The following is a 24,243-nucleotide window of genomic DNA, read 5'->3' as shown; positions in this document are numbered from 1 at the left end:
CGCCTACTGGTGGCAGGGGTAGGTCGGGCTGCTGTCGAGGACCTTCCCGTCGACGCCGATGAGCTGCGTCTGGAACGAGGTGTCCGTCATCGACAGCTTCAGGACGCCGAAGGTCTTCAGCAGCTTGGCGGTCGTCGGGTGCGCCGGGCTCAGGTCGTAGAGGTTGGCGCCGCCACTGCCGCCGACGATCTCGACCGGGCCGTTCGCGTCGGCCTTGCCGTCGGCGTTCTGCGGCACGAACCGCTCGTAGTCGTGGTCGTGTCCGTTGAGGACCAGGTCGACCTTGTCGGCCACCATCAGGTTCCACAGCGCGATGCTGTCGATGTTGTCCCCGTGGTCACCGGAGCTCCACCGCGGGTGGTGGTAGTACGCGGCGACGCAGCCCTTCGTGTTGCTCGCCAGGTCCTGCTTCAGCCAGGTGATCTGGGGCGGCTCGGCGAAGTCGTCGTGCGTGGTGAAGTCGTTGGAGTCGAGGGCGATGAAGTGCCAGTTGCCCATTTCCCAGCTGTAGTAGCGCTGGCCCTGCGGCTTGGCGATGGCACCGAAGTACTGGTCGTAGCCCGTGAACCCGCTGTAGGACTCGTGGTTGCCCGGGCTCGGGTGGGTGATGTTCTTGAACTTGCCCCAGCTCTTGTCGTAGTGGTTCTTGAAGTCCGACAGGGTGGGCTCGTCGTACTGGTTGTCGCCCATGGTGATCACGGCCGCGGGACCCATGTTCTCGACGAGTTTCGCGGTCTTGGGGTGGACGCAGCCGGAGCTGCTCGAGGTGCACTTTTCGGCGATGTCGCCGGCCGCGGCGAGGACGAATCCGGCGCTGCCGGCCGCGGTCTTGACCGTGATCGGCGTGCTCGCGGCTGAAGCGTTCCCGGCCGCGTCACGGGCGCGGACGGCGTAGGTGTAGCTCGTGGCCGGGCTGAGCCCGGTGTCGGTGTAGGACGTCGTCGCGCTGGTGGCGACCGCCGTGCCGTTGCGGAGGACGTCGTAGCCGGTGACGCCGACGTTGTCGGTGGCGGCACCCCAGGTCAGGGGGACGCTCGTGGCGGTCGCCGTGCCCGCGGCGAGGCCGGCCGGAGTGGTCGGGGCCTGCGTGTCGCCGGAGGAGTCCGTGGTGCCGAAGACCTGCATCTCCCAGAAGGAGTAGCCGTAGCTCGTGGCACGGGTGAGGCCGACGAAGCGCACGAAGCGGCCGCGGGCGGTCAGGCCGCCGAGGTCGTCGATCTTGCCGTCACCGGTGTCGACGGTGGCGGCCGTGGTGAACGACGTGCCGTCGTCGGAGACCTCGATCCGGTACTTCTTCGCGTAGGCGGCTTCCCAGTTGAGGACGACGCGGTGGATGCTCGCGGACTGGCCGAGGTCGATCCGCAGCCACTGCGGGTCGGCGCCTTCGGCGCTGGCCCAGCGGGTGGTGGTGCTGCCGTCGACGGCCTTGGCACCGGTGTACGACGAGCTTTCGGTCGTCGAGGTGACCACGGGCTTTCCCTGCGACAGCAGGACATCGGCGGCCTGGGTGGTGGCGGCCGCGGCGATCGCGGACGGCAACAGCACCACGGCGGCGAGCACCGGGGTGAGTCGGGCAAAGGGACGTAGTCGGGTGGACGGCACGTCGCGCTCCTTACGGGCCTGGCGGTGGCGGGCGGGCTGCGGCGTCGGGTTAACGGAAGCGAAACTGTTAGGAAAGTTTCCTAACTAAGCGGACGCCTCGGACTGTAACGAGGCGGCGTTCCGGCTGACAAGGCTTGTCTTGTCCTTGAATCGGTCAAGAGGGTGAGTTTTTCACGATTTCCGCAGCTCACGGCGTGTGCCGGTGAGCGGTCCACTGCTCCGTGTCCCGGGACGGGCTCCCCGGCTCAGCCGGACCAGGGCGGCGCCTGCAGGCCTTCGAAGACGGCCGCGATCAACCGTCGCCCCTGGGCCGCGCCGTCTTCGTTGTCCGCGACCCGCCACAGGAAGCTCATGAGCATGATGATGTCGGCGGGGTCATGCCCGGGCGCGATGGTGCCCTCGGCCACACAGGCGTCGACGAGCTTCTTGACCGCCGCGGTGGTCGGCGCCCACGAAGCGCTGACCAGCTCCTGAGCGGCCGCGCCGTGCAGCGCGTCCCCGAGCCCGTGCTTGATCCGGATGTAGGCCGACAGCGTCTCGAACCACTCGACGAAGGCGGCCTTCGCGGACGAATGCCGGGCCAGCACCTCGTCGGCGGTGGTCGTCAGGCGTTCGATGTCGTGCTGGTAGGCGCCGAGGATGAGGTCTTCGCGGGTCGGGAAGTGGCGGTAGAGGGTGCCGGCGCCGACGCCGGCGCGCTTCGCGACCTCGCTCAGCGGGACCAGCGGGTTCTGCGCGAACAGCTCGTGAGCGGCCTCGATGATCGCGATCCGGTTGCGCGCGGCGGCCTTGCGCTGGGTGCCGTACGTGCCGTCGGTCATGCCCCGATCATGCCTCATCTTTGACATGCGGAGAATCCTCCGCTAGTTTCGTCGTCAGATCCGGAGAATCCTCCGCGAGTTACCCGTCAGGAGAACCCCCATGCGTTACGTGAAGCTCGGCGCCACCGGCCTGGACGTCTCGCCCGTCGCGATCGGCGCGATGAGCTACGGCGAACCCGACCGCGGCCACCCCGTCTGGTCCCTCGGCGAGGAACAGGCCCGGCCGTTGATCAGGCACGCGCTCGAGGCGGGCATCAACTTCTTCGACACCGCGAACATGTACTCGAACGGGTCCAGCGAGGAGATCCTCGGCCGCGCGCTCAAGGACTTCGCCGACCGCGACGACGTCGTGATCGCCACCAAGCTGCGCCACCCCATGCGCCCCGGGCCGAACGGGAAAGGGTTGTCCCGCAAGGCGATCATGACCGAGATCGACCACAGCCTCCGGCGGCTCGGCACCGACTACGTCGACCTCTACCAGATCCACCGCAACGACCACGCGACACCGCTGGAGGAGACCCTCGAAGCCCTCAGCGACCTGGTGCGGGCCGGCAAGGTGCGGTACCTCGGTGCGTCTTCGATGTTCGCCTGGGAGTTCGCCAAGGCCCTGCACCTGCAGAAGCAGCACGGCTGGGCGCGGTTCGTGTCCATGCAGGACCACTACAACCTGCTGGCCCGCGAGGAAGAACGCGAGATGCTCCCGCTGTGCCTGGACGAGGGCGTCGGCACGATCGCCTGGAGCCCGCTGGCCCGCGGGCGGCTGGCCCGCACCTGGGACGACGCGAAGTCGACGGCGCGGTCCGGCACCGACGGGGCGTACGCGGACCTGCTGTACTCGCCCGCGGAAGAGGCGTCGAACCGCGCGATCGTCGAGGCGGTCGGGAAGGTGGCGGCGGCCCACGGCGTGAGCCGCGCGGCCATCGCCCTCGCTTGGCTGCACCGGCAGCCGGTCGTCACGGCTCCGCTGGTCGGCGCCGGTTCGATTCAGCAGATCGACGACGCGATCGCCTCGCTGGACGTCGAATTGACCGACGAGGACGTGCGCGCTCTTACGGCGCCGTACACGCCGCGGTACGACTGGCAGGGCGTTTCGGACGAGGCGACCATGGCGGCGATCCGGGCTCGGGTTCCGGGGATGGCGCTGGCGTGACACCGGCATCGTTCCGTTGTCCCACAACGGAAATGTTCCCTTCCGGAAGATCACCCGATTCAGCGATGGCATTCGAACGGATGTTCGGTAGCTTGGGTTTATGGCTCCTGCAACCCGCACCTTCGCCTCCCGCTCCCGGCGAAGACCCTCACCGCTCCAGCAGTTTCCGGATCTCCGTCACGGCGGCCCGGCCGGCCCGGTTGGCCCCGACTGTGCTCGCCGACGGCCCGTACCCCACCAGGTGCAGGCGGGGTTCCGGCACCACCCGCGTGCCGTCCATCCGGATGCCGCCGCCGGGTTCGCGGACGTGCAGTGGCGCGAGGTGGTCGATCGCCGCGCGGAAGCCGGTGGCCCAGAGGATCACGTCGGCGTCGAAGTGCGAGCCGTCCACCCAGGCGACACCCCCGGGCGTGATGCGCTCGAACATCGGCCGCCGGTCGAGGATTCCGGCGGCGCGGGCGGCCCGCACCTCCGGCGTCACGGCCAGGTCGGTCACGCTGACGACGCTTTCGGGCGGCAGGCCCGCGCGCACCCGCTCGTCGACCTTGGCGACGGCGTTGCGTCCCCAGTCCTCGCTGAAGGGCTCGTCCCGCCACACGGGCGGCCGGCGGGTGACCCACGCCGTGGCGCGGGCGAGCGGCGCGAACTCCATGAGCAGCTGGACGGCGGACGACCCCCCACCGACCACGACCACCCGCCGGCCCCGGAAGTCTTCGGGTCCGGTGTAGTCGGCGGTGTGCAGCTGCCGCCCGGCGAAGGTTTCCTGGCCGGGATAGCGCGGCCAGAAGGGACGGTCCCAGGTCCCGGTGGCACTGATGACGGCTCGCGCGGCCCAGGACTCGGCGGGGCTCGAGACGACCAGCCGCTCCCCTGCCCGCATCACGGACTGGACGTCGACAGGCCGGAGAACGGGGAGATCGTAAACGCTTTCGAAGCGCGCGAAGTATTCGGAGACGACCTCGGAGGCGGGCCGCGTCACGTCCGGAGTGCCGAAGGCCATGCCGGGAAGGTCGTGGATGCCGTGCACCTTCCCGAGGACGAGAGAAGGCCAACGGTACTGCCACGCACCCCCGGCGCGCTTCCCGTGATCGAGCACCACAAACCCGCTCCGGTTGGCGAACCCGGCCCGCCGCAGGTGATAGGCGGCGGACAACCCGGCTTGCCCGGCCCCGATGACCACCACGTCCGTCTCGTGATCCGCGCCGCTCATATGAGGTGCAACACCGCGCGCGAAGAGGTATTTCGCGTGCTGAATCACAGCGGCGGCACAGCTGGGAGGGTTCCTCTTCCCCACCGTCACGAGCCGCTCCTCGGCCGAGCCCACCCGAGCCACGCCTCAACCGAGCCGCACTCACCCCCGGGTGACACCGGGCCTCTGGCCCGCAAGCACCACGACCGCCAACCCCACCAACTGAATCACAGCAGCGGCACAGCTAGGACGGGTTTCTCGCCACTCCCGCCACGAGCCGCTCCTCAGCCGAGCCCACCCGAGCCACTCTTCAGCCGAGCCGCACTAACCCCGGGTGGCGCCAGCCCTCCACCCTGCCGCAGCACGACGCCCACCAACCCCACCAGCGGAAGCCGCCCTCCGGCCGAGCCCACCCGAGCCACGCCTCAACTGAGCCGCACTAACCCGAGCGGCGCCAGCCCTCCGCCCCGCAAAGCACCACGACCTCCAACCCACCAGCGGAAGCCGCCCTCCGGCGCTTCCCGGGCCGGGCACGCGTCAGACCGCAACCCGGTTCCGACCGGCCTCTTTGGCCCGATACAGCGCCGCATCAGCAGTGCGGAGCACGTCATCGAGAGTCGGTCCGGCGTCCGGGTGCCGCGCGACCCCGATCGACACCGAAAGGCCACTCACCCGGACCGTCCCGCTGCCCGTCGAGATCACCACGTTCAGCTCACCCACCGCCACCCGCACCCGCTCGGCGATCGCCAGCACGTCCGCGCGGCCGATGCCCGGCAGCAGCACCACGAACTCCTCACCACCGAACCGGCCCACCGTGTCGCCCTGGCGCACCGAACCGGAGATCGCCACCGCGACCGCCGCCAGCACGTCGTCGCCGGTCAGGTGGCCGTAGGTGTCGTTGATGCGCTTGAAGTGGTCGAGGTCGATCATCAGCACCGCGAAGCCCCCGACGGCGCCGCGGCGTTGCACACGGGCGTGCTCGCGCGTCGCGGATTCGTGCCAGCCCGCGGTGTTGAGCAGCCCGGTCTTCTCGTCCGTGACGGCCGCGACCTGCAGCTGTTGCTTCAACAGCAGATACCGGTGCAGCAGCAGCAACGGCGCCACGACGAACACCACCAGCACCGGCTGCTCGACCAGCGCGAGCGCGGCGAGCCCGCCGAGGCAGAGGGTCGCCAGCTCGAAGGCGTTGTCCTCCCACGTGCCGATCAGGTCGGCCGCCGAGCGCTGGCTGGTGTACAGGTAGATGCCGGCCGCCACCAGGCCGACGTTCACCAGCTCGAACACCGCGGCCGCCAAGCAGAGCGCGAACAACCCGCGCGGCGTCTGCAACGGCGTCCCGTGCAATCCCGACACGGCGAGAACGGAGGACGCAGCGAAACAGGAAAGCATCGCCCAAGCCGTGCTCGCCACGAAGCGGTGCGCGGGCCGCGTACGGACCTGTCGCCACACTCGCACCCACAGGTGCGTGTAGAGCACGACGGCCAGCAGCGCCACCCACGCCGGCGGCAGCAGGACGACACCGGCGAGGTACCAGACGGAGGTGACGTTGATGTGCATTTGCCCGCTCATCCACCGGCGCAACCGCTCGATGCGGCGTGACATCTCGGCCTGAGCAACGCCGAGGGCGACGAGCACGGCAAACCACCCCGGCCGTACGGCGCCGCCGAACCCGGTGGCCAGCGCCGTCCCGGTCGCACCGACGGCGAGCAGCTCACAGCCGAGGGCGTAGGCGATCCAGCGGGTCTTGGCACCACCCCACATCGCCCATCGCGCGGGCCAGCCCGGCCAGGTGGAAAGCGCTTCCCGGCGCCCGGCGGCCTGGGCTCTCAAGAGCCGAGGCCACAGACGCGACGAACCGGCATCGTGACGTACCCCTTGCGCGAAGTTCGGCCGACCAGGTAGCCCAGCGTAGCCGTTCCGGCGACGCGCGTCGCCAGTCCGGGGGAATTGCCGGCAACGCACTGGCGCTAAGGCCCGCCCAAAGTAGATCAACGCAGGTCAGCGCCTCGGCAACAGATCACCATCGGGGGCACCCGCCCCAGCCAGCTCATTCGCCCAGTGCGCCACCAGACGGACCGCCGCGGCACCGGCACCTCGGCAAATTGCGCCCCACGCCCAGCCCAACGACCGCGCGCGGAGCAAACCGGCACAGCTCGGTGGCTCGGCACCCCGCACCCACCAAGCCAGGCCAACTCACCTGCGGAGTGCGCGAAGCAGACCGGCACAACTCAGCGGCCGAGCACCCCGCACACACCCGCCAACGCGGGCCGGCTCACTTGCGAAGCGCGCGGACGATCGCCACCAAACCCACCACCGCGGCGACGGCGGCCAGCACCGGGGCCACTCGCTTGAGCACCGAAGCGCCCGCGTAGTCGAGCAGGTCGATCGCCTCGGTCTCCGGGGGTGCCGGGACGCTGTGCAGCGCCGGGCGGTCCGCCGGCTTGGGCTTCGGCTCCGTGTTGATCTCCGGGGTGGTCGGTGCCGGCTTGACCGCCGGCTGCGGCTTGGCCACCGGCTCGGACTTGGCCGCCGGGGTGTCCTGCTCCGGTACCGGCTTCACGGCCCGTTCGGCCACCGGCTGGGCGGCTGCCGCCGCGGTCGGAGCGGTCCCCTGTGCTGGGGCTTTTCCGGCCTGGGCACTCTGCGCCGGTGCATCCCCGGCCGCCGCAGAACCAGCCGCCGCAGAACCAGCCGCCGCCGGGGCCGCCGCCGCCGGGGCAGCTGCGGGCTTCTCGGCCGCTGCTTCCTTCGCCGGACCCAGCTTGCCCGACAGGCAGCCCGCGAACGTGTCGAGGATCTTGCCGCCGACCTCGCTGATCAACCCGCGGCCGAACTGGGCGGGCTTGCCCGTGATCGCCAGGTCGGTGGCCACCGTTCCGTGGGTTCCGCCGTCCGTCTCCGTCAACGTCAGCGTCACCGTTGCCGCCGCCGTGCCCGCTCCGCGGGAATCCTTGCCCGAGGCCTTGATCGTCACCTTGCGGGCGGCTTCGTCCTTCTCGAGGAACTCACCGTTCCCCTTGTACAGCAGAGAAATCGGTCCCAGCTTGACCTTCACCGTTCCGCTGAACTTGTCGCCCTCGACCTTGGTCAGCGTCGCGCCCGGCATGCACGGGGCGACGCGCTCGGGGTCGACGACCGCCTGCCAGACCTCGCCGATCGGAGCCGGGACGGTGAATTCGTGGTCGAGCCGCACGGGCCGACCTCCTTTCTGCCGAACCTGGGGTGTTCGCACCCCACCCTAGCCGCCCCGGGGGCCGCGGCTCGCCGGGCGAGCGGCGGCCCCCGGGGCGCGCGTCAGGCTCCGGCCGCCGCCGCGATCGCGCGGCCCGTCAGCACCTGCGCGAGGTGACGGCGGTATTCGACGTCGGCGTTGCTGTCGACCGGCGGATTCGTGCCCTCCGCCGCGTGCGATGCCGCCGCGGCGATCGAATCCGCCGAGGCCTGGACGCCGACCAGGGCCGCCTCGACTCCCGAGGCGCGGACCGGGGTCGAACCCATGTTCGTCAGCGCGACACGCGCCTCCTCGATGACGCCGGCCTCGGTGCGGACGGTGACCGCGACCGCGACCATCGACCACGCCTGGGCGACGCGGTTGAACTTCTCGTAGTGCGCCCGCCACCCCGTGTGCTGGGGGACGCGGATCTCGACCAGCAGCTCGTCCGGGGCCAGCGCGGTGGTGAACAGGTCGCGGAAGAAGTCCGCGGCCGGGACCGTCCGGCGCCCCGACGGCCCGGCCACCACCAGCGAAGCGTCCAGGGCGAGCACCGGCGCCAGCAGGTCGCCGGCCGGGTCGGCGTGGGCGATCGCGCCGCCGAGGGTGCCGCGGTGGCGGATCTGCGGGTCGGCCACCGTGTCCGTCGCCTCTTTGAGCAACGCCGCGTGCGAAGCCACCAACGCGTCCCGCTGGACGTCGTAGTGCGTGGTCATCGCGCCGATCACCAGGTCGGAGCCGTCCTCGCGGACGCCGCGCAGCTCGGCGACGCGCCCGAGGTCGATCAGCGTGGTCGGCGCGGCGAGCCGCATCCGCAGCACCGGCAGCAGGCTCTGCCCGCCGGCCAGCACCTTGGCGTCCTCGCCCGCCGACGCCAGGGCCTGCACCGCTTCGTCCACTGTGGACGGGCGGACGTAGTCGAAGGGAGCCGGGATCACTGCGCACCTCCGGTGGCGTCGATCGAACCGAGGCCGCCACCCGCTTCGCCGCGGCCGGGGCCGCCCGCGTCGGTGGTGCCGTGCTGGATGGCGTGCCAGACCCGCATCGGGGTCAACGGCATCTCGATGTCGTCGACGCCGAAGGGCCGGACGGCGTCGATCACCGCGTTGACCACCGCCGGGGTGGACGCGATGGTGCCCGCCTCGCCGACGCCCTTGGCGCCGAGCGGGTTCGTCGTCGACGGGGTTTCCGTGCGGTCGGTGGTGAACGACGGCAGGTCCGCCGCCGACGGCAGCAGGTAGTCGGCGAACGTGCCGGTGGTGAGGGTGCCGCTTTCGTCGTGCTCGGTGCCCTCGAACAGCGCCTGCGCGATGCCCTGCGCGAGCCCGCCGTGCACCTGGCCCTCGACGATCAGCGGGTTCACCGCGACGCCGACGTCGTCGACGCAGACGTACGAGCGCAGCTTGATCCGGCCCGTCTCGGTGTCCACTTCGGCGGCGCACAGGTGCGTGCCGTGCGGGAACGAGAAGTTCTCCGGGTCGAACGTCGCGTCCGAGTCGAGCGACGGCTCGACCCCGTCGGGCAGGTTGTGCGCCGCGAACACCGCGAGCGCGACATCACCCATGGTCGTGGCCGTGTCGGTGCCCCTGACGGTGAACTTGCCGCCGGCGAACTCGAGGTCGTCCTCGGCGCATTCGAGCAGGTGCGCCGCGATCGGCTTGGCCTTGGCGATCACCTTCTCCGCGGCCTTGATGACGGCGATCCCGCCGACGACCAGCGACCGCGAGCCGTAGGTGTCCATGCCCTTGTGCGACGACTGCGTGTCGCCGTGCAGGATTTCGACGTCCTCGAACGCGACACCCAGCTGGTCGGCGACGATCTGGCTCCACGCCGTCTCGTGGCCCTGGCCGTGCGCGGACGCGCCCGTCGTGACCTCGACCTTGCCGGTCGGCAGCATCCGGATGGACGCGTACTCCCAGCCGCCGGCGCCGTAGTCCAGCGAACCGAGCACCCGGGACGGCGCGAGCCCGCACATCTCGGTGAACGTCGAGATGCCGATGCCGAGCTGCACCTTGTCCTTCGCCGCCCGGCGTCGCTCCTGCTCCGCGCGCAGGCCGTCGTAGTCGAAGAGCTGCTTCGCCTTCTCGGTCGCGGCCTCGTAGTTGCCGGAGTCGTAGGTCAGCCCGCACACGGTCGTGAACGGGAACTCCTCGTGCTTGATCCAGTTCTTCTCGCGCAGTTCCAGCGGGTCCATGCCGAGCTCGACGGCGAGCTCGTCCATGATCCGCTCGATCGCGAACGTCGCCTCCGGGCGGCCGGCGCCGCGGTAGGCGTCGGTCAGCGTCGTCGTCGTGTACACGTTGGTGCACGCGAAGTGGTACGCCGGGATCTTGTAGATCGCGTTGAACATGAACGCGCCGAGGATCGGCACGCCCGGCCCGACCAGGCCGTTGTACGCGCCGAGGTTGGCGAGCAGCTCGACCTTGAGGCCGGTGACCTGACCGTCGCGGGTCGCCGAAATGGTGATGTCCTGGATCTGGTCGCGGCCGTGGTGCGCGGCGAGCATCGTCTCCGACCGCGTCTCGTTCCACTTGACCGGCTTGCCGAGCTTCTGCGCGACGAGCAGCGACATCATCTCTTCCGGCAGGACGCCGATCTTGCCGCCGAAGCCGCCGCCGACGTCCGGCGCGATCACGCGCAGCTTGTGCTCGGGGATGCCGAGCGTCAGCGCCGACATCACGCGCAGGATGTGCGGCACCTGCGTGGCCGACCACATGGTGATCTGCGTGCTGGTCGGGTCGACGACGCAGGCGCGTGGCTCCATGAACGCCGGGACCAGGCGCTGCTGGCGGAAGCGGCGCTTGAGCACGACCTCCGACGAGCTGATCGCGTCCTCGACGTTGCCGCCGGTGCCGGCCTCGGCGGAGTCGAACTTCCAGACCGCGCTCGTGTTGGTGCCGAGGTCCTCGTGGACCAGCGGGGCACCGTCGGCGATCGCGGCTTCCATGTCGAGGACGACCGGCAGCTCGTCGTATTCGACGTCGATCTCCTCGAGCGCGTCGTGCGCTTCGGCGGACGACCGGGCGACGACGACCGCGACGCCCTCACCGGCGAAGTTGACCGTGTCGGAGGCGAGCACCGGACGGCGCGGCGCCTTCATGTCCGGCGTGATCGGCCACGCGCACGGCATGCCGACGGAGCCGTCCGGGTCGAGGTCCTTCGCGGTGTAGACGGCGATGACGCCCGGGGCGCTCTTCGCCGCCGACGTGTCGATCGAGACAATCTTGGCGTGCGCGAACGGGCTGCGCAGGACCGCCATGTGCAGCAGGCCGGGCAGCGTGATGTTGTCGGTCCAGCGGGTGCGGCCGGTGATCAGCCGCTCGTCCTCCTTGCGGCGGCGGGACTTCCCGACCTCCGGTTCGATCGTGGCGGTCATCAGTCACCACCCACGCCGACGTGCTTGTTCTCGGCGATCCGCTCGGCTTCGGGCCCGGCGCCGGGGCTCATGTGCTGCGCGGCGTCACGGACCGCGCGGACGATGTTCTGGTAGCCGGTGCAGCGGCAGAGGTTGCCCTCGAGGCCCTCGCGGACGGCTTGCTCGTCCGGGTCGGGGTTGTCGGCCAGCAGGTCGATCGACTGCATGATCATCCCCGGCGTGCAGAACCCGCACTGCAGGGCGTGGTTGTCGTGAAAAGCCTGCTGCACCGGGTGCAGCCGGCCGTCGCGGGCGAGCCCTTCGACGGTGGTGACCTCGCAGCCGTCGGCCTGGACGGCCAGCACGGAGCAGGACTTCACGCTGTGCCCGTCGAGGTGGACGGTGCAGGCGCCGCAGTTGCTGGTGTCGCAGCCGACGACGGTGCCGACCTTGCCGAGCCGCTCTCGCAGGTGGTGCACGAGGAGGGTGCGGGGTTCGACTTCGTCGGTGTACTTCGTCCCGTCGACGGTGACGGTGATGCGCATCAGGCCTCCAAAAGCCGGTTCGGGAACGGCCCGCCCGAGGAGTGATCGGGCTCACAAACCCCGAGCGTGCTACGCGACCTTCGCGTCGACAAGCCCTGATGTCACACGTTCAACTACTTGTTCCGCAGATGCAGGCCGAAGGACGGCACGGCTCCGTATGTGCGGAAGTCCGGATGGGTGAACTTTATGCACCCGATCGGGGTACTCAGCCGTGAATGCGTCCCGAGAGCTCGGCGAGGCGTTTGCCGCCGCCGCCCCACCGCAGCGCGATGATCTCCGCCGCGATCGACACGGCCGTCTCCTCCGGCGTGCGCGCGCCCAGGTCGAGACCGATCGGCGACGACAGCCTCTCCAGCTCCGCCTCGGTGATCCCCGCTTCCCGCAGCCGCGCGAAGCGGTCGTCGTGGGTCTTGCGGGACCCCATCGCGCCGACGTACCCGACGTCCAGGCGCAGCGCGACCTCCAGCAGCGGCACGTCGAACTTCGGGTCGTGGGTCAGCACCGCGACCGCCGTGCGCCGGTCGATCCGGCCGGCGTCCGCCTCGGCCTGGAGGTAGCGGTGTGGCCAGTCGACGACGACGTCGTGCGCGTCCGGGAACCGGCTGGTGGTGGCGAACACCGGCCGCGCGTCGCACACCGTGACCTGGTAGCCGAGGTAGGCGCCCATGCGCGCCATCGCGGCGGCGAAGTCGATCGCGCCGAAGACCAGGAGCCGGGGCGGCGGCTCGAAGGAGTTGACGAACACTGCCATCCCCTCGCCGCGGCGCTGCCCGTCCGGGCCGTAGTGCAGGGTGCCGGTGCGGCCGCTGGCCAGCAGGCCGCGCGCGTCGTCGGCCACGGCGTCGTCCATCCGCGACGAGCCGAGCGAGCCCGCGGTGCGGTCCGGCCAGACGATCATGTGCTCGCCGACCAGGCCTTCGCGTTCGTGCTCGATGATCGTGACGACCGCGACCGGCTCGCCGCCGCGCACCGACGCGACGACGTCGCCGAGCTCCGGCATCGAGTCGCGGTCGACGTGCTCGACGTAGATGTCGATGATCCCGCCGCAGGTGAGGCCGACGGCGAACGCGTCGTCGTCGGTGACGCCGTAGCGCTGCAGCACCGGCTTGCGCTCGGCGACCACCTCCTGCGCGAGCTCGTAGACCGCGCCTTCGACGCAGCCGCCGGACACGCTGCCGGCGACCGTGCCGTCCGGCGCGACGACCATCGCGGCGCCCGGCGCGCGCGGAGCCGACGAGAAGGTGGCGACCACGGTGCCGAGCCCCACGGTCTCCCCCGCGGACCAGCGGCGGAACACGTCGTCCAGTACGTCACGCATCGGAAATCTCCCCGAGCAGTCGTTCCAAGGTGGCCAGGCTGTGCCCGGCCAGGAGCCGGTCGATGTGGGGCAGCGCGGCCACGATGCCCGACTGGACCGGAGCGTACCCCGCGCGGCCGGCGTGCGGATTCACCCAGAATACGGCGTGCGCGAGCCGGCGCAGCTGCGCGAGCTGCTCGCCGAGCAGGCCGGTGTCGCCGCGTTCCCAGCCGTCGGAGAACACCGTGACCACGGCGCGGCGCGCCACCCCGCGCCGGCCCCAGCGGTCGAGGAACGCCTGGAGCGTCTCGCCGAGCCGGGTCCCGCCGGCGAAGTCCGGCACGGCCGAGCCCGCCGCGAGCATCGCGCGTTCCGGATCGCGCTGCCGCAGCTGCCGCGACACCCGGGTCAGCCGCGTGCCGAGCGTGAACACCTCGACGGACGGCGGCGCGGCCCGCGTCAGGACGTGGGCGAACCGCAGCAGGGCGTCGGCGTACGGGCTCATCGAGCCGGAGACGTCGATGAGCAGCACCACCCGCCGCGGCCGGCTGCCGCGCCGGGCGTGCACGAGCTTGAGCGGTTCGCCGCCGCTGGCCAGCATGGCGCGCAGCGTGCGCGACGGGTCGAGGCGGCCACGCCGCGCCGGGGTCCGCCGGGCGGCCGGGCGCCGCGGGAGCGCCGGCTTCAGGGTGGCCAGCAGCTCGCGGAGGTGTTCGCGTTCGGCGGTCGTCAGCTCGGCGAGGTCGCGATGGCGCAGGACTTCCTGGGCGCTGGCGGCGACTTTCAGCTGGTCAGAGCCTTCGCCGCCCTGGGCGTCCGCGCCTTCGGCGGCCAGCGGGGCGATCCTGGCCTTCTTGGGCGCGGCCGACGCCGCACGCTTCGGAGTGTTGGTCTCGATGGAAAACCACTGGCTGAAGGCTTCTTCGTAGTACGGGAGGTCGTCGGGGCTGGAGCAGAGCGTCAGCCGCCCGGCCCAGTAGAGCTGGGTGGGCTCGGCGACGTCGATCTCGGCGACGGCGGTGAGGTAGGCCTGCACGCGGTGCGCGTCGCAGGCGACACCGGCTTCGCGCAACGCGGCGGCGAACCCGGCGTACCCGGCGACGGGATCGGCGGCAGTGGTCACACGTCCATTGTGCGCTCGATCGCGCCTTGTCGGTGTCCCGGCGAGGACTCGAACCTCGGACCTCGGCGTGCTCGTCTGGCTGGGGCCCAGCCCCAGACCCCGGCCAGGGGGCAAGCCCCCTGGACCCCCGTGGCAATGCCGCGCTCTGTCCTGCTGAGCTACCGGGACAAGGGCGGTCTGCGCACGCGCCCCTCCCCGGGCAGGCGCGCAGACCGCGCTCTTCGCCGCGGCCGACCCAAGGTAGCGGCGGGTGGGCGCGAAGAGCTCTTCGGAAAGAATCGGGAATTTCAGCGAACGACGCGGGAGATCGCGCCGCGGGAGTTCCGGTCTTGCCGTCGGGTCACGATCTCCTCCTCTCGGTGGGGCGTGCTGTGCTGGTGAAAAGAAGGATGCCCGAGTCCGCCGGGAGCGGCAACGCAATTAAGAACGCCCGCCTCGATGGTCCTTTGTGGACCATCGAGGCGGGCGCCCGGTACTGCGGTCAGGCGGCGGCCTTGAAGCCGGGCTGGATGTTCGCGCAGCCGCGCAGCCCCGCTCCCTTGTTCAGCTCCAGGAGCGGCGGCAACGTCTTTTGGGTGTAGGCCTTGAGTTCCGCCAGCTTCGCGTCGTCGACCAGGTCACGCCGGACGTGGTAGCTGACCCAGTTGCGCGAGTCGATGGTCAGGTTGCCGATCGGCGGGTTCACGAAGATCGTCGCGTATTCGCGCTCGAACCGCGGGTCCTGGTCGAAGCCCAGCGTGCTGATCCACGAACCGATGAACGTGACCAGCTCGGGCTTGGCCTGGCCGAACACGTAATTGCGGACGCCGGTCACATCGGACTCGTGGAGGTAGTCGGCGACCTGCTTGTCGCCGAGGCCGGCCAGGTCGAGCACCCGGAGGCGGCTGCCCAGCGACGTCCCGCCGAGGTCGATCAGGCCGACCTGGGCGGAGTCGGGCAGCTTGAGGATGTCCGCGAGGCCGTTGATGGTCCGGGCGTCGCGCTCGGCGACGATGCACATCGCCGTCTTGACGTTGGCGCGGTAGGAGATGCCCTGGTCGTAGAGCCCGCTCACCGAGCTGACCAGCGCCACCACCAGCAGGCAGGCGAGCACGATCCGGCCGCGCAGGCGGGCCGCCGCCAGCGCCTCGACGACCACGATCGCGCCGCCGAACGCGCCGAGCGTCCAGACCGGCGTGGCGAACCGCAGCTGCCCCATCCAGTCGAACTCGAGCACGATGTAGGCGGCCACGGTGAGCCCGAACGGCACCAGCAGGGCGACCAGCCCGGTGCGCAGCCGCGACGGCCGGACCATCAGCAGCACCAGGCACGCGACGGCGACCGCGACGATCAGCCAGCCCACGTACGAGACGATTTCGCCGGGGCGGGCGAGGTCCTCGACCGTCGGCGGCTCCTGGCCCTTCGCGACGGCGGTGTTCGGGACCAGGCGGCCGAACTCGAACCAGCGGAAGACCAGGTAGGCGCCGTACGGGACGGCGAAGCCGGCGACCGAGAGCACGACCGCGCGGACGCTGCGGCCGAGCAGTTCCCGCTTGAGGAACAGCAGGACGACGATCGGGTACGCGCCGGCGTAGATGATCCCGTCGGGCCGGGTCAGGGCGGCGAGCACGGCGATCAGCCCGGTGCCGACGGCGACCTGGGTGTCGAGGAGCCGGCCGCCGTGGACCGCGCGCAGGATCAGCACCGCGAGGGCGGCGACCGTGAGCGCGTAGAAGGAGTTCTCCAGCCCGGAGAAGCACCAGATGACGAACGACGGGATCGCGGCGAGCGCGGCCCCGGCGACGAAGGTGATCAGGGCCGGGCGGCGGCTGAGCACCTTCGCCCCGGCGTAGAACAGCACGAGGATGCCCGCGCAGCAGGCCAGCGCGAGCGCCTTCGGGAAGAGGATCTGGTCGGAGACGCCGAAGAGCGTGCCGTGGTCGAACAGGCCGGCGAGCTTGCCGAGGGCGAGCAGGACCATCCAGGTCGGGTTGGAGTACCCCTCGACCGGCGCGGCGCCGGGCCGGAGCACCGGCCCGAAGCCGTCGGCGACGTTGCGCGAGTAGGCGAACGTGATGGCCGAGTCGTCGATCAGCCAGTGACCGTAGAAGGAGGCGTGCACGGCGATCAGCGCGGTGCCGCCGAGGACCGCGGCCACCGCGGCGAGCTTGCCGCGCCGGCTCCGCCCGGTGATCGCCGGCCCCGGCCGCTCGGGCTCGGTTTCCGACGGCGGCCTGGTCTCCGTCGTCTCCGCCACGCTCATCCGCAGGTTCTCCCTCGCTTCGGCCACGCCCGGTCCCCGACCCGGGCGGTCAGGCGAACAAGGCGTCGAGTTTCGCCCGGACCCGGTCGAGGTCTTCGCTGTATTTCAAAACGGCTCCGAGCGTTCGCGCCGCCGTTGCCGCGTCCAACTCGTCACGCTGAAGAGTGAATAAAGCACGCGCCCAATCGAGTGACTCCGCCACTCCCGGTGGTTTCAGGAGATCCATTTCACGGAGCCGATGCACCGCTTCAGCGATTTGCCGAGCCAGAGCCTCACTTACCCGCGGAATTCTACGACGCAGGATTTCGACCTCCCGCACCAGGTCCGGGTGTTCCAGCCAGTGGTAGAGGCAGCGGCGTTTCAATGCGTCGTGCACCTCGCGGGTCCGGTTGGAGGTGAGGATCACCAGCGGCGGCTGCTCGGCACGGACTTCGCCGTATTCGGGAATGGTCACGGCGTGTTCGTCGAGCAGTTGCAGGAGAAAGGCTTCGAATTCGTCGTCGGCGCGGTCGATCTCGTCGATCAGCAGGACGCACGGGGTGGTGATCAGGGCCTGCAGCAGGGGCCGGGCCAGGAGGAACCGCTCGGTGTAGAGCGAGCGCTCCGCGGCCTCGACGTCGAGGTGCCCCTCCCCGGCCGCCTCGAGCGCGCGCAGGTGCAGGAGCTGGCGCGGGAAGTCCCATTCGTAGAGGGCTTGGGCGGCGTCGATGCCTTCGTGGCACTGGAGGCGGATGAGCGGCCGCTCCAGCGCGGTGGCCAGGGCGAGGGCCAGTGACGTCTTGCCGGTGCCGGGCTCGCCCTCGCAGAAGAGCGGGCGCCCCATCCGCAGGGCTAGGAAGCCGGCGGTCGCGAGCCCGTCATCGGCGAGGTAACCGGTCGCGTCGAGGGCGGCGGCGAGTTCTTCGGGCGAGTCCGTCACGCTGTCGATCGTAGGTCTTCACGCGGGCCCCGCCAGATCAGCGGGGCGATCGACGTCCCGGCCGCTGCCGAGGTCGCCGCACTCGATCAGGGTGAGGTCGGCGCGGGTGGCGAGCCAGTCCCGGGCCCCGCGATCCCCCCGGGCGGCGCCGGCGATCTCCCCCCACCAGCGGCGGCCGAGCAGCACGGGGTGGCCGGGCACGCCGTCGTAGGCCGCCCGGGCGACGGCTTCGGCGGAGACGTGGGCCGTGACGCGGGCGATGATGTCGGGGCCGACCCACGGGAGATCGACGAGGTGGACGAGCGCGGCGGCGGGTTGACCGGTGCCTTCGGTCCGTTCGAGGGAGGCCAGGCCCGCGCGCAGGGAAGCGCCCATGCCGGTCGCCCAGTCCTCGGCTTCGACGGCTTGGGCGGGATCGGGCAGCAGGGCCCGGACTTGCTCGGCGGAGGCCCCGACGACGACCCGCACCGGCGCACACCCGGCGGCGGTCAGCGTGCGAAGGGCACGGAGGACGAGGGGTTCGCCGTCCAGCTGGACGAGAGCTTTCGGACCACCGAAGCGACGACCGGCACCGGCGGCGAGCAGCAGCCCGGCAACCGGCTCAGCCACGGGCGTGGTCCGGGGCGCCGACCGCCAGGTCCGCTTCGATGGCCCGGGCCGTCTCCAGCAGGGGCGGGACCAAGTCCCTCTGCACCGACTCCGCCGTGGTGCGGCTCGCGTGGGTGGACAGGTTGACCGCGGCCACCACCCGGCCCGTGCGGCCGCGGATCGGGGCGGCCACCGACCGGAGGCCTTCCTCCAGCTCCTGGTCCACCATCGCCCAGCCCTGGCCGGCCACCTTGGCCAGCTCCGCACGCAGGTGGGCGGGGGCCGTCACCGTGTGGTCCGTCAGCCTGTCCAGGCTGGCCACCAGGAAGTACTCCGCCAGCTCCGCCTCGCTGAGCCCCGCCAGCAGGACGTGGCCCATCGAGGTCGCGTACGCCGGGAAGCGGGTGCCCACGTTGATGCTCACCGTCATGATCCGGGAGACCGCCACCCGCGCCACGTACACGATGTCGGTGCCTTCGAGCACCGAGACCGAGCTCGACTCGTGGACGCCCGCGGACAGGTGCTCCAGGTGGGGCTGGGCCACCTCCGGCAGCGTCATGCTCGACAAGTACGCGTAGCCCAGCTCCAGCACCCGGGCCGTCAGCGAGAAGTACTTGCCGTCGGTGCGGACGTAGCCCAGGTCGGCCAGGGTCAGGAGGAACCTCCTCGCCGCCGCGCGGGTGAGGCCCGTCGAGCGGGCCACGTCGCTCAACGTCAGCTCGGACGCGCCCGCGTGGAACGCCTTGATCACGGCCAGCCCGCGCTCCAGCGACTGCACGTGGTGGGCACCGCGGTGCGCCGGTTCGCTGTCCAGCCGGACGTTGAACGGCGGCCTCGTCACGTCCATGCCCGGCACCCTATCCGGCGTCCCTCGGCAGGGCGCTCGGCTCGCCGAGCTCGGCCAGGGTGCGCTGGGCGATGGCGAACGCCGCGTTCGCCGCCGGCGCTCCGGCGTAGACCGCCGTGTGCAGCAGGACCTCGCCGATCTCCGCCGCCGTCAGGCCGTTGCGGACCGCCGCCCGGACGTGCATCGCCAGCTCGTTGTGCGCCTGCAGCGCCGTCAGCGCCGCCAGCGTCACGCAGCTGCGCGTGCGGCGGTCCAGGCCGTCGCGGGCCCACACCGACCCCCACGCACCCTCGGTGATGTAGTCCTGGAACGGGCGGCTGAAGTCCGTGGTGCCCGCGACCGCGCGGTCGACGTGCTCGTCGCCGAGCACCTCGCGGCGCACCTTCATGCCCTGCTCGTGGCGGTCCGTCACGCTCGCTCCAAGTGGTCCAGGATGAGCCGGGTGAACTCCGCCGGCTGCTCGTAGTTTCCCAGGTGCGCGGCGCTCGCCACGACCTCCAGCCGCGCGCCCGGGATGCCCTCGGCGATCGGCCGCGCGTGCTCGTCCGGGGACGTGGCCGGGTCCTCCGCACCCGCGATCACCAACGTCGGCACGGAGATCTTCGGCAGGGAGCCGAGCTGGTCCATCCGCTCGATGGCGCCGCAGCAGGCCGCGTAGCCCTCGGCCGGGACCGCCGCGATCATCGCGCGGAGGAACTCCGCGCGGTCCGGGTGGCGCTCGACGTACCCCGGGGTCAGCCAGCGGCGCACGCCCGCCTCGGCCACCGCCGCGGTGCCCTCGGCGCGGACCGTGCGGGCCCGCTCCGCCCACATCGACGGCGGCCCGAGCTTCGCCGACGTGCAGCACAGCACCAGGCTCGCGACCCGGTCCGGCGCGTGGACGCCGAGCCACATCCCCGTCATGCCGCCGAGCGACAGGCCCACGTGGTGCGCCCGCTCGGCGCCGAGCTCGTCGAGGAGCGCCAGGACGTCGGCGCCCAGGTCTTCGATCTCGTAGGGACCCGGCGGCACCGGCGACCCGCCGTGCCCTCTCGCGTCGTAGCGGACCACCCGGAACCCGCGCTCCACCAGCGGCGCGACCTGGGGCTCCCACATCCGCACGTCGCTGCCGAGCGACCCGCCGAACACGACCACCGGCCCGTCCCCGGGGCCTTCCACGACCCGATGCAGCTTCACGGCGCTCACGGCCGTCACACCCGGAAGAAGACGGTCTCGCCGTCTCCCTGCAGCCGCACGTCGAAGCGGTAGCCGTCGTCGGTCTTCGCCGCGATCAACGTGCCGCGCCGCTCCTCCGGCACCGTCGCCAGCACCGGGTCGCCGGAGTTGTCCTGGTCTTCGAAGTAGATCCGCGTGACGACCCGGTGGAGCAGGCCGCGCGCGAACACCGAGACGTCGATGTGCCGGGCCTGCGTGGTGCCGCCCTCACCCGGCACGACACCCGGGAGCAGCGTGAAGATCCCGTAGGTGCCGTCGGTTTCCGTCGGGCAGCGGCCGAAGCCGCGGAACTCGCCGTTCGCCGCGCCGCGCGGGTCGTCCGGGTGGCGGAAGCCGCCGTCCGGGTCCGCTTGCCACGTCTCGATCATGGCGTCCGGGACCGGGTCACCGTGGCCGTCGCGGACGGTCCCGCGGATCCAGAACGCGCCCGGCGTGCCCTCGGGCACGACGTGCGGGCCGTCGGGCCAGGGCAGCCCGATCGACAGGTACGGGCCGACGGTCTGCGAAGGGGTGGGCAGCAGCCTGGTCATCAGTCTTCGTCCTCCTCTTCCTCTTCGAACACCGACGCGTCGCGCCCGCGCAGCACGATGTCGAACTGGAACCCGAGGGCCCACTCGGCTTGCGTGATGTCGTGGTCGTAGCGCGAGACCATCCGCTGCCGGGCTTTTTCGTCCGGGATCGAGTTGAAGATCGGGTCCTGCGAGAACAGCGGGTCGTCCGGGAAGTACATCTGGGTGACCAGCCGCTGGGTGAACGCCGAGCCGAACACCGAGAAGTGGATGTGCGCCGGGCGCCAGGCGTTGTCGTGGTTCTTCCACGGGTACGCGCCGGGCTTGATGGTGGTGAAGGTGTAGCGGCCGTCGCTGTCGGTCAGGGTGCGGCCGACGCCGTCGAAGTTCGGGTCCAGCGGGGAGGGCCAGCGGTCGCCGGTGTGCCGGTAGCGGCCGCCCGCGTTCGCCTGCCAGATCTCGACGAGCGAGTCGCGCACCGGGCGGCCTTCGCCGTCGAGGAGGCGCCCGGTGACGATGATGCGCTGGCCCTGCGGTTCGCCGTCGTGCTGCCGGGTCAGGTCGTTGTCGTGCTCGCCGAGCCGGCCGGGACCGAGCAGCGGGCCGGTGACCTCGGTCAGCATCTGCGGGAGCAGGACGAGGTCCTGCTTCGGGTACCGCAGCGCCGTGGAGCGGTAGCCGCTGGAGTCGAGGGGCGGGTGGGTGCCTTCGGGGTCTTCCCCGTAGCGCGGCAGCCTGAAATCGGTCGGAGTGGCCATTGCTGTTCTCCCTTACCGGCCTTCGAGGACGACGGCCAGCCCCTGGCCGACGCCGATGCAGATGGCGGCGAGGCCCCAGCCCCCGCCGCGGCGGTGCAGGTCGTGGGCCAGGGTGCCGAGGATCCGGCCGCCGGACGCGCCGAGCGGGTGCCCGATGGCGATCGCGCCGCCGTGGGTGTTCACGATCTCCGGGTCGAGGTCCTTCCAGTCGCGCAGGCAGGCCAGCGACTGCGCGGCGAACGCCTCGTTGAGTTCGACCGCGGCCAGGTCGTCCCAGCCGATGCCGGCGCGTTCGAGGGCGATCTCCGCCGCGCGCACCGGGCCGATGCCGAAGACGTCCGGGTCGACGCCCGCCGCGCCGCGGCCGGCGATCCGGGCGAGCGGGGCCTTGCCCAGCCGGCCGGCGGCGGCTTCGTCGCCGAGCAGGAGGGCCGAGGCGCCGTCGTTGAGAGGGGAAGCGTTGCCCGCCGTGACGGTGCCGTTCTCCTTGCGGAAGACGGGCTTCAGCTTGGCGAGCTTCTCGGGGCTGGAGTCCGGGCGGATGCCTTCGTCGCGGGCCAACTCGACGCCCTCGACCGGGACGACCAAGTCGTCGTAGAAGCCCTCGTCCCACGCCTTGGCCGCGTTGACGTGGCTGCGGGCGGCGAAGGCGTCCTGCTCGTCGCGGCCGATGCCGTAGCGCTCGGCGAGCTGTTCGGTGGACTCGCCGAGGGAGATCGTCCACTGCGCGGGCATCGCCGGGTTCACCATGCGCCAGCCGAGCGCGGTGTTGTAGAGGGTGTGGTTGCCCGTCGGGAAGGCCTTTTCCGGCTTCGGCATGACCAACGGCGAACGGGTCATGGACTCGACGCCGCCGGCGACGACGAGGGAGGCGTCACCGACCTGGATCGCGCGGCTGGCCTGGATGGCCGCGTCGAGTCCGGAGCCGCAGAGGCGGTTGACCGTGCTGCCCGGGACGGTGGTGGGCCAGCCGGCGAGGAGGGCGGCCATGCGGGCGACGTTGCGGTTGTCCTCGCCCGCGCCGTTCGCGTCGCCGAGGGTGACCTCGTCCACTGTGGACGGATCGAGATCGTTCCGCCGCTGCAGAGCACGCAGGACCCCGGCGGCGAGGTCGTCCGGGCGGACGCCGGCCAGCGCGCCGCCGTAGCGGCCGAACGGGGTGCGGATCGCGTCGAGGATGTAGACGTCGGTCATGCGCTTGCCTTCTCCAGGTCTCGCAGGAGGGTCAGCTCCTGCTCCGTGGGGGCCGGGGTGGTCTCGAGGTCGTCGGACACCTTCAGTTTCCACCCCGTGGCCGCGATGGCGCTGTCGAGGTCCACGCCGGGGTGGAGCTGCGTCAGCGTCAGCTCCGCCGTCTCCGGGTCGGGACGCAGGAGGCCCAGGTCCGTCACCACCAGGGTCGGGCCTTGGCCGGGCAGGCCCAGCTTTTCGCGGTCGCCCTTGCCGGTTCCGTGGCCGAACGACGTCACGAAGTCGACCTTCTCCACGAAGGCACGCGGGTTCTGGCGCAGGACGATGAACACCTCGCCGCACGACGCCGCGATCTCCGGGGCGCCGCCCGCTCCCGGCAACCGGACCTTCGGGTCGTGGTAGTCCGAGCCGATCACCGTCGTGTTGATGTTGCCGAACTTGTCCAGCTGGGCCGCGCCCAGGAAGCCCACGTCGATGCGGCCGGGCTGGAGCCAGTAGTTGAACACCTCCGGCACGCTGATCACCGCGTCCGCCGTGTCGGCCAGCTCGCCGTCGCCGATGGACAGCGGCAGCCGGGACGGCTTGGCGCCCAGGCACCCGGATTCGTAGATCAGCGTCAGGTTCGGCGCGTGCGCGCGGCGGGCGAGGTTCGCCGCCTTGCTCGGCAGGCCGATCCCGACGAAGCAGGACATGCCGTCGCCGAGGGCGCGGGCGGCCGCGACGCTCATCATCTCGTCGGCGGAGTACCCGGCGCTCATGCCTTCACCCCGGTCAGCTCGTTCAGCCACTTCGTGAACTCCTCGCGGTCACGCCCGATCTTGTCCCACGCCTGGTACGCCGCGTTGTCCCGCTCGTAGTACCCCGCCGCGTACGACGGCTTCGCGCCGCCCGGGACCTCGGCCACCGCGGTGACCACCCACGCCGGGAGCACGACCGCGCCCGGGCGGGGTTCCAGCTCGTCGACGATCTCCTCGACCGTCACCAGGGACCGCTTCGCCGCCAGTACCGCCTCCTTCTGGACACCGGTGATGCCCCACATCTGGACGTTGCCGGCGCGGTCGGCGCGCTGGGCGTGGACGATCGAGACGTCGGGGTTCAGCGCCGGGACCGCCGTCAGCTTCTCGCCGGTGAACGGGCACGTGATCGGCTTGATCGTGGCCGTCTGCGCCGGGAGGTCGGTGCCCGTGTAGCCGCGCAGCACCGCGAACGGCAGGCCGGACGCGCCGGCGACGTACCGGTTCGCCATGCCCGCGTGGCTGTGTTCCTCGATCTCCAGCGGGACCGGCCACTCGTGCTGGACGGCGTCGCGGAAGCGGTGCAGCGAGCCGACGCCCGGGTTGCCGCCCCACGAGAAGATCAGCTTGCGCGCGCAGCCCGCGCCGATGAGCTGGTCGTACACGATGTCGGGGGTCATCCGCACCAGCGTGAGATCCCGGCGGCGCTGCCGGATGATCTCCTGCCCGGCCGCGACCGGGATGAGGTGCGTGAACCCTTCGAGCGCGACGGTGTCGCCGTCGTGCACCAGCCGGGCCACGGCCTCCTCCAGCGACAGCAGCTCCGCCATCACACCCTCCACACCGTCCGGAGTGTTCGCATCACGCACACTCGTTCTGCCACCGAACTTAGCACGGCGACCGGTGGCCCGACCAGACGTCTTCCACCCAATGGATGACGCACGTAC

General features: G+C 71.3%; 22 protein-coding genes and 1 tRNA gene. 1 reads left to right on the top strand and 22 read right to left on the bottom strand.

From position 1 onward, the window contains the following. Positions 1-3: 3 nt before the first annotated feature. Positions 4-1,560 (bottom strand): discoidin domain-containing protein, encoded by a 1,557-nt coding sequence (locus C2L58_RS10980; RefSeq protein WP_103337452.1) that lies wholly within the window; start codon positions 1,558-1,560, stop codon positions 4-6. 287 nt (positions 1,561-1,847) lie between these two features. Beyond that, positions 1,848-2,423: a TetR/AcrR family transcriptional regulator gene (locus C2L58_RS10975; RefSeq protein ID WP_103337451.1), complete on the bottom strand. Its 576-nt coding sequence runs from the start codon at positions 2,421-2,423 to the stop codon at positions 1,848-1,850. Positions 2,424-2,523: 100 nt separating this feature from the next. On the opposite strand from C2L58_RS10975, the gene C2L58_RS10970 reads away from it, so the two are divergent. Then, positions 2,524-3,573 carry an aldo/keto reductase gene (locus C2L58_RS10970; protein ID WP_103337450.1) on the top strand — a complete coding sequence of 350 codons (1,050 nt, stop codon included), beginning with the start codon at positions 2,524-2,526 and terminating at the stop codon, positions 3,571-3,573. Between the two features lie 148 nt (positions 3,574-3,721). Here the strand turns inward: C2L58_RS10970 and C2L58_RS10965 are convergent, their stop codons facing one another. The 20 genes from C2L58_RS10965 to C2L58_RS10875 all read right to left on the bottom strand — a co-directional run bounded on the left by C2L58_RS10965 (position 3,722) and on the right by C2L58_RS10875 (position 24,126). Beyond that, the gene (locus tag C2L58_RS10965; RefSeq protein ID WP_103337449.1) at positions 3,722-4,783 is read right to left on the bottom strand and encodes an NAD(P)-binding domain-containing protein; all 1,062 of its coding nucleotides are present in this window, start codon (positions 4,781-4,783) and stop codon (positions 3,722-3,724) included. A gap of 516 nt (positions 4,784-5,299) precedes the next feature. After that, positions 5,300-6,523, bottom strand: a complete 1,224-nt coding sequence (locus C2L58_RS10960) for a GGDEF domain-containing protein (protein ID WP_103337448.1) — start codon at positions 6,521-6,523, stop codon at positions 5,300-5,302. Positions 6,524-7,034: 511 nt separating this feature from the next. After that, complete coding sequence (locus C2L58_RS10955; protein ID WP_103337447.1) at positions 7,035-7,955, bottom strand: SRPBCC family protein; 921 nt, start codon at positions 7,953-7,955, stop codon at positions 7,035-7,037. 101 nt (positions 7,956-8,056) lie between these two features. Continuing rightward, positions 8,057-8,911 carry an FAD binding domain-containing protein gene (locus C2L58_RS10950; RefSeq protein ID WP_103337446.1) on the bottom strand — a complete coding sequence of 285 codons (855 nt, stop codon included), beginning with the start codon at positions 8,909-8,911 and terminating at the stop codon, positions 8,057-8,059. Continuing rightward, positions 8,908-11,349, bottom strand: coding sequence for a xanthine dehydrogenase family protein molybdopterin-binding subunit (locus tag C2L58_RS10945; protein ID WP_103337445.1), 2,442 nt, complete (start codon positions 11,347-11,349; stop codon positions 8,908-8,910). Before C2L58_RS10945 ends, C2L58_RS10950 begins: the two co-directional genes overlap by 4 nt. Next, positions 11,349-11,873: a (2Fe-2S)-binding protein gene (locus tag C2L58_RS10940; RefSeq protein ID WP_103337444.1), complete on the bottom strand. Its 525-nt coding sequence runs from the start codon at positions 11,871-11,873 to the stop codon at positions 11,349-11,351. Before C2L58_RS10940 ends, C2L58_RS10945 begins: the two co-directional genes overlap by 1 nt. 205 nt (positions 11,874-12,078) lie before the next feature. Next, entirely contained in the window at positions 12,079-13,191 is a 1,113-nt protein-coding gene (locus tag C2L58_RS10935; protein WP_103337443.1) for an XdhC family protein, read from the bottom strand. Next, entirely contained in the window at positions 13,184-14,293 is a 1,110-nt protein-coding gene (locus tag C2L58_RS10930) for a vWA domain-containing protein (RefSeq protein ID WP_103337442.1), read from the bottom strand. Before C2L58_RS10930 ends, C2L58_RS10935 begins: the two co-directional genes overlap by 8 nt. Before the next feature lie 33 nt (positions 14,294-14,326). Next, a tRNA-OTHER gene (locus tag C2L58_RS49185) sits at positions 14,327-14,461 on the bottom strand. A gap of 313 nt (positions 14,462-14,774) precedes the next feature. Next, positions 14,775-16,535 (bottom strand): hypothetical protein, encoded by a 1,761-nt coding sequence (locus tag C2L58_RS10925; protein WP_103337516.1) that lies wholly within the window; start codon positions 16,533-16,535, stop codon positions 14,775-14,777. Positions 16,536-16,584: 49 nt separating this feature from the next. Then, positions 16,585-17,454: an AAA family ATPase gene (locus tag C2L58_RS10920; RefSeq protein WP_103337441.1), complete on the bottom strand. Its 870-nt coding sequence runs from the start codon at positions 17,452-17,454 to the stop codon at positions 16,585-16,587. A gap of 18 nt (positions 17,455-17,472) precedes the next feature. Continuing rightward, positions 17,473-18,063: a nucleotidyltransferase family protein gene (locus tag C2L58_RS10915; RefSeq protein ID WP_103337440.1), complete on the bottom strand. Its 591-nt coding sequence runs from the start codon at positions 18,061-18,063 to the stop codon at positions 17,473-17,475. Beyond that, positions 18,056-18,889: an IclR family transcriptional regulator domain-containing protein gene (locus tag C2L58_RS10910; protein WP_103337439.1), complete on the bottom strand. Its 834-nt coding sequence runs from the start codon at positions 18,887-18,889 to the stop codon at positions 18,056-18,058. The genes C2L58_RS10915 and C2L58_RS10910 overlap by 8 nt, the downstream gene beginning before the upstream one ends. A gap of 10 nt (positions 18,890-18,899) precedes the next feature. After that, the gene (gene pcaC / locus C2L58_RS10905) at positions 18,900-19,301 is read right to left on the bottom strand and encodes a 4-carboxymuconolactone decarboxylase (RefSeq protein ID WP_103337438.1); all 402 of its coding nucleotides are present in this window, start codon (positions 19,299-19,301) and stop codon (positions 18,900-18,902) included. After that, a complete protein-coding gene (gene pcaD, locus C2L58_RS10900; protein WP_103337515.1) occupies positions 19,298-20,074 on the bottom strand; it encodes a 3-oxoadipate enol-lactonase in 777 nt (258 codons plus the stop codon). Before pcaD ends, pcaC begins: the two co-directional genes overlap by 4 nt. A gap of 5 nt (positions 20,075-20,079) precedes the next feature. After that, positions 20,080-20,634 carry a protocatechuate 3,4-dioxygenase subunit alpha gene (gene pcaG / locus C2L58_RS10895; RefSeq protein ID WP_103337437.1) on the bottom strand — a complete coding sequence of 185 codons (555 nt, stop codon included), beginning with the start codon at positions 20,632-20,634 and terminating at the stop codon, positions 20,080-20,082. Further along, the gene (pcaH, locus tag C2L58_RS10890) at positions 20,634-21,371 is read right to left on the bottom strand and encodes a protocatechuate 3,4-dioxygenase subunit beta (protein WP_103337436.1); all 738 of its coding nucleotides are present in this window, start codon (positions 21,369-21,371) and stop codon (positions 20,634-20,636) included. Before pcaH ends, pcaG begins: the two co-directional genes overlap by 1 nt. 12 nt (positions 21,372-21,383) lie before the next feature. Then, a complete protein-coding gene (locus tag C2L58_RS10885; protein ID WP_103337435.1) occupies positions 21,384-22,565 on the bottom strand; it encodes a thiolase family protein in 1,182 nt (393 codons plus the stop codon). Beyond that, on the bottom strand, positions 22,562-23,320 hold the full coding sequence (locus tag C2L58_RS10880) for a CoA-transferase subunit beta (protein ID WP_103337434.1): 759 nt from the start codon (positions 23,318-23,320) through the stop codon (positions 22,562-22,564). Before C2L58_RS10880 ends, C2L58_RS10885 begins: the two co-directional genes overlap by 4 nt. Further along, positions 23,317-24,126 (bottom strand): CoA transferase subunit A, encoded by an 810-nt coding sequence (locus tag C2L58_RS10875; RefSeq protein WP_103337433.1) that lies wholly within the window; start codon positions 24,124-24,126, stop codon positions 23,317-23,319. Before C2L58_RS10875 ends, C2L58_RS10880 begins: the two co-directional genes overlap by 4 nt. Between the last annotated feature and the right edge of the window lie 117 nt (positions 24,127-24,243).

It is taken from the genome of Amycolatopsis sp. CA-126428, from assembly GCF_002904335.1.
GTDB lineage: Bacteria > Actinomycetota > Actinomycetes > Mycobacteriales > Pseudonocardiaceae > Amycolatopsis.
The sequence above is the reverse complement of the archived record's forward strand: the minus strand, read 5'-3'. Positions and strand labels throughout refer to the sequence as shown.

What these genes read in the sequence shown, in the direction of transcription:
- C2L58_RS10975 (WP_103337451.1), bottom strand. Translation starts at nt 2,423, where the DNA reads ATGACCGACGGCACGTACGGCACCCAGCGCAAGGCCGCCGCGCGCAAC.
- C2L58_RS10970 (WP_103337450.1), top strand. Translation starts at nt 2,524, where the DNA reads ATGCGTTACGTGAAGCTCGGCGCCACCGGCCTGGACGTCTCGCCCGTC.
- C2L58_RS10965 (WP_103337449.1), bottom strand. Translation starts at nt 4,783, where the DNA reads ATGAGCGGCGCGGATCACGAGACGGACGTGGTGGTCATCGGGGCCGGG.
- C2L58_RS10960 (WP_103337448.1), bottom strand. Translation starts at nt 6,523, where the DNA reads ATGTGGGGTGGTGCCAAGACCCGCTGGATCGCCTACGCCCTCGGCTGT.
- C2L58_RS10945 (WP_103337445.1), bottom strand. Translation starts at nt 11,349, where the DNA reads ATGACCGCCACGATCGAACCGGAGGTCGGGAAGTCCCGCCGCCGCAAG.
- C2L58_RS10940 (WP_103337444.1), bottom strand. Translation starts at nt 11,873, where the DNA reads ATGCGCATCACCGTCACCGTCGACGGGACGAAGTACACCGACGAAGTC.
- C2L58_RS10935 (WP_103337443.1), bottom strand. Translation starts at nt 13,191, where the DNA reads ATGCGTGACGTACTGGACGACGTGTTCCGCCGCTGGTCCGCGGGGGAG.
- C2L58_RS10925 (WP_103337516.1), bottom strand. Translation starts at nt 16,535, where the DNA reads ATGAGCGTGGCGGAGACGACGGAGACCAGGCCGCCGTCGGAAACCGAG.
- C2L58_RS10910 (WP_103337439.1), bottom strand. Translation starts at nt 18,889, where the DNA reads ATGGACGTGACGAGGCCGCCGTTCAACGTCCGGCTGGACAGCGAACCG.
- pcaG (WP_103337437.1), bottom strand. Translation starts at nt 20,634, where the DNA reads ATGACCAGGCTGCTGCCCACCCCTTCGCAGACCGTCGGCCCGTACCTG.
- pcaH (WP_103337436.1), bottom strand. Translation starts at nt 21,371, where the DNA reads ATGGCCACTCCGACCGATTTCAGGCTGCCGCGCTACGGGGAAGACCCC.
- C2L58_RS10885 (WP_103337435.1), bottom strand. Translation starts at nt 22,565, where the DNA reads ATGACCGACGTCTACATCCTCGACGCGATCCGCACCCCGTTCGGCCGC.
- C2L58_RS10880 (WP_103337434.1), bottom strand. Translation starts at nt 23,320, where the DNA reads ATGAGCGCCGGGTACTCCGCCGACGAGATGATGAGCGTCGCGGCCGCC.
- C2L58_RS10875 (WP_103337433.1), bottom strand. Translation starts at nt 24,126, where the DNA reads ATGGCGGAGCTGCTGTCGCTGGAGGAGGCCGTGGCCCGGCTGGTGCAC.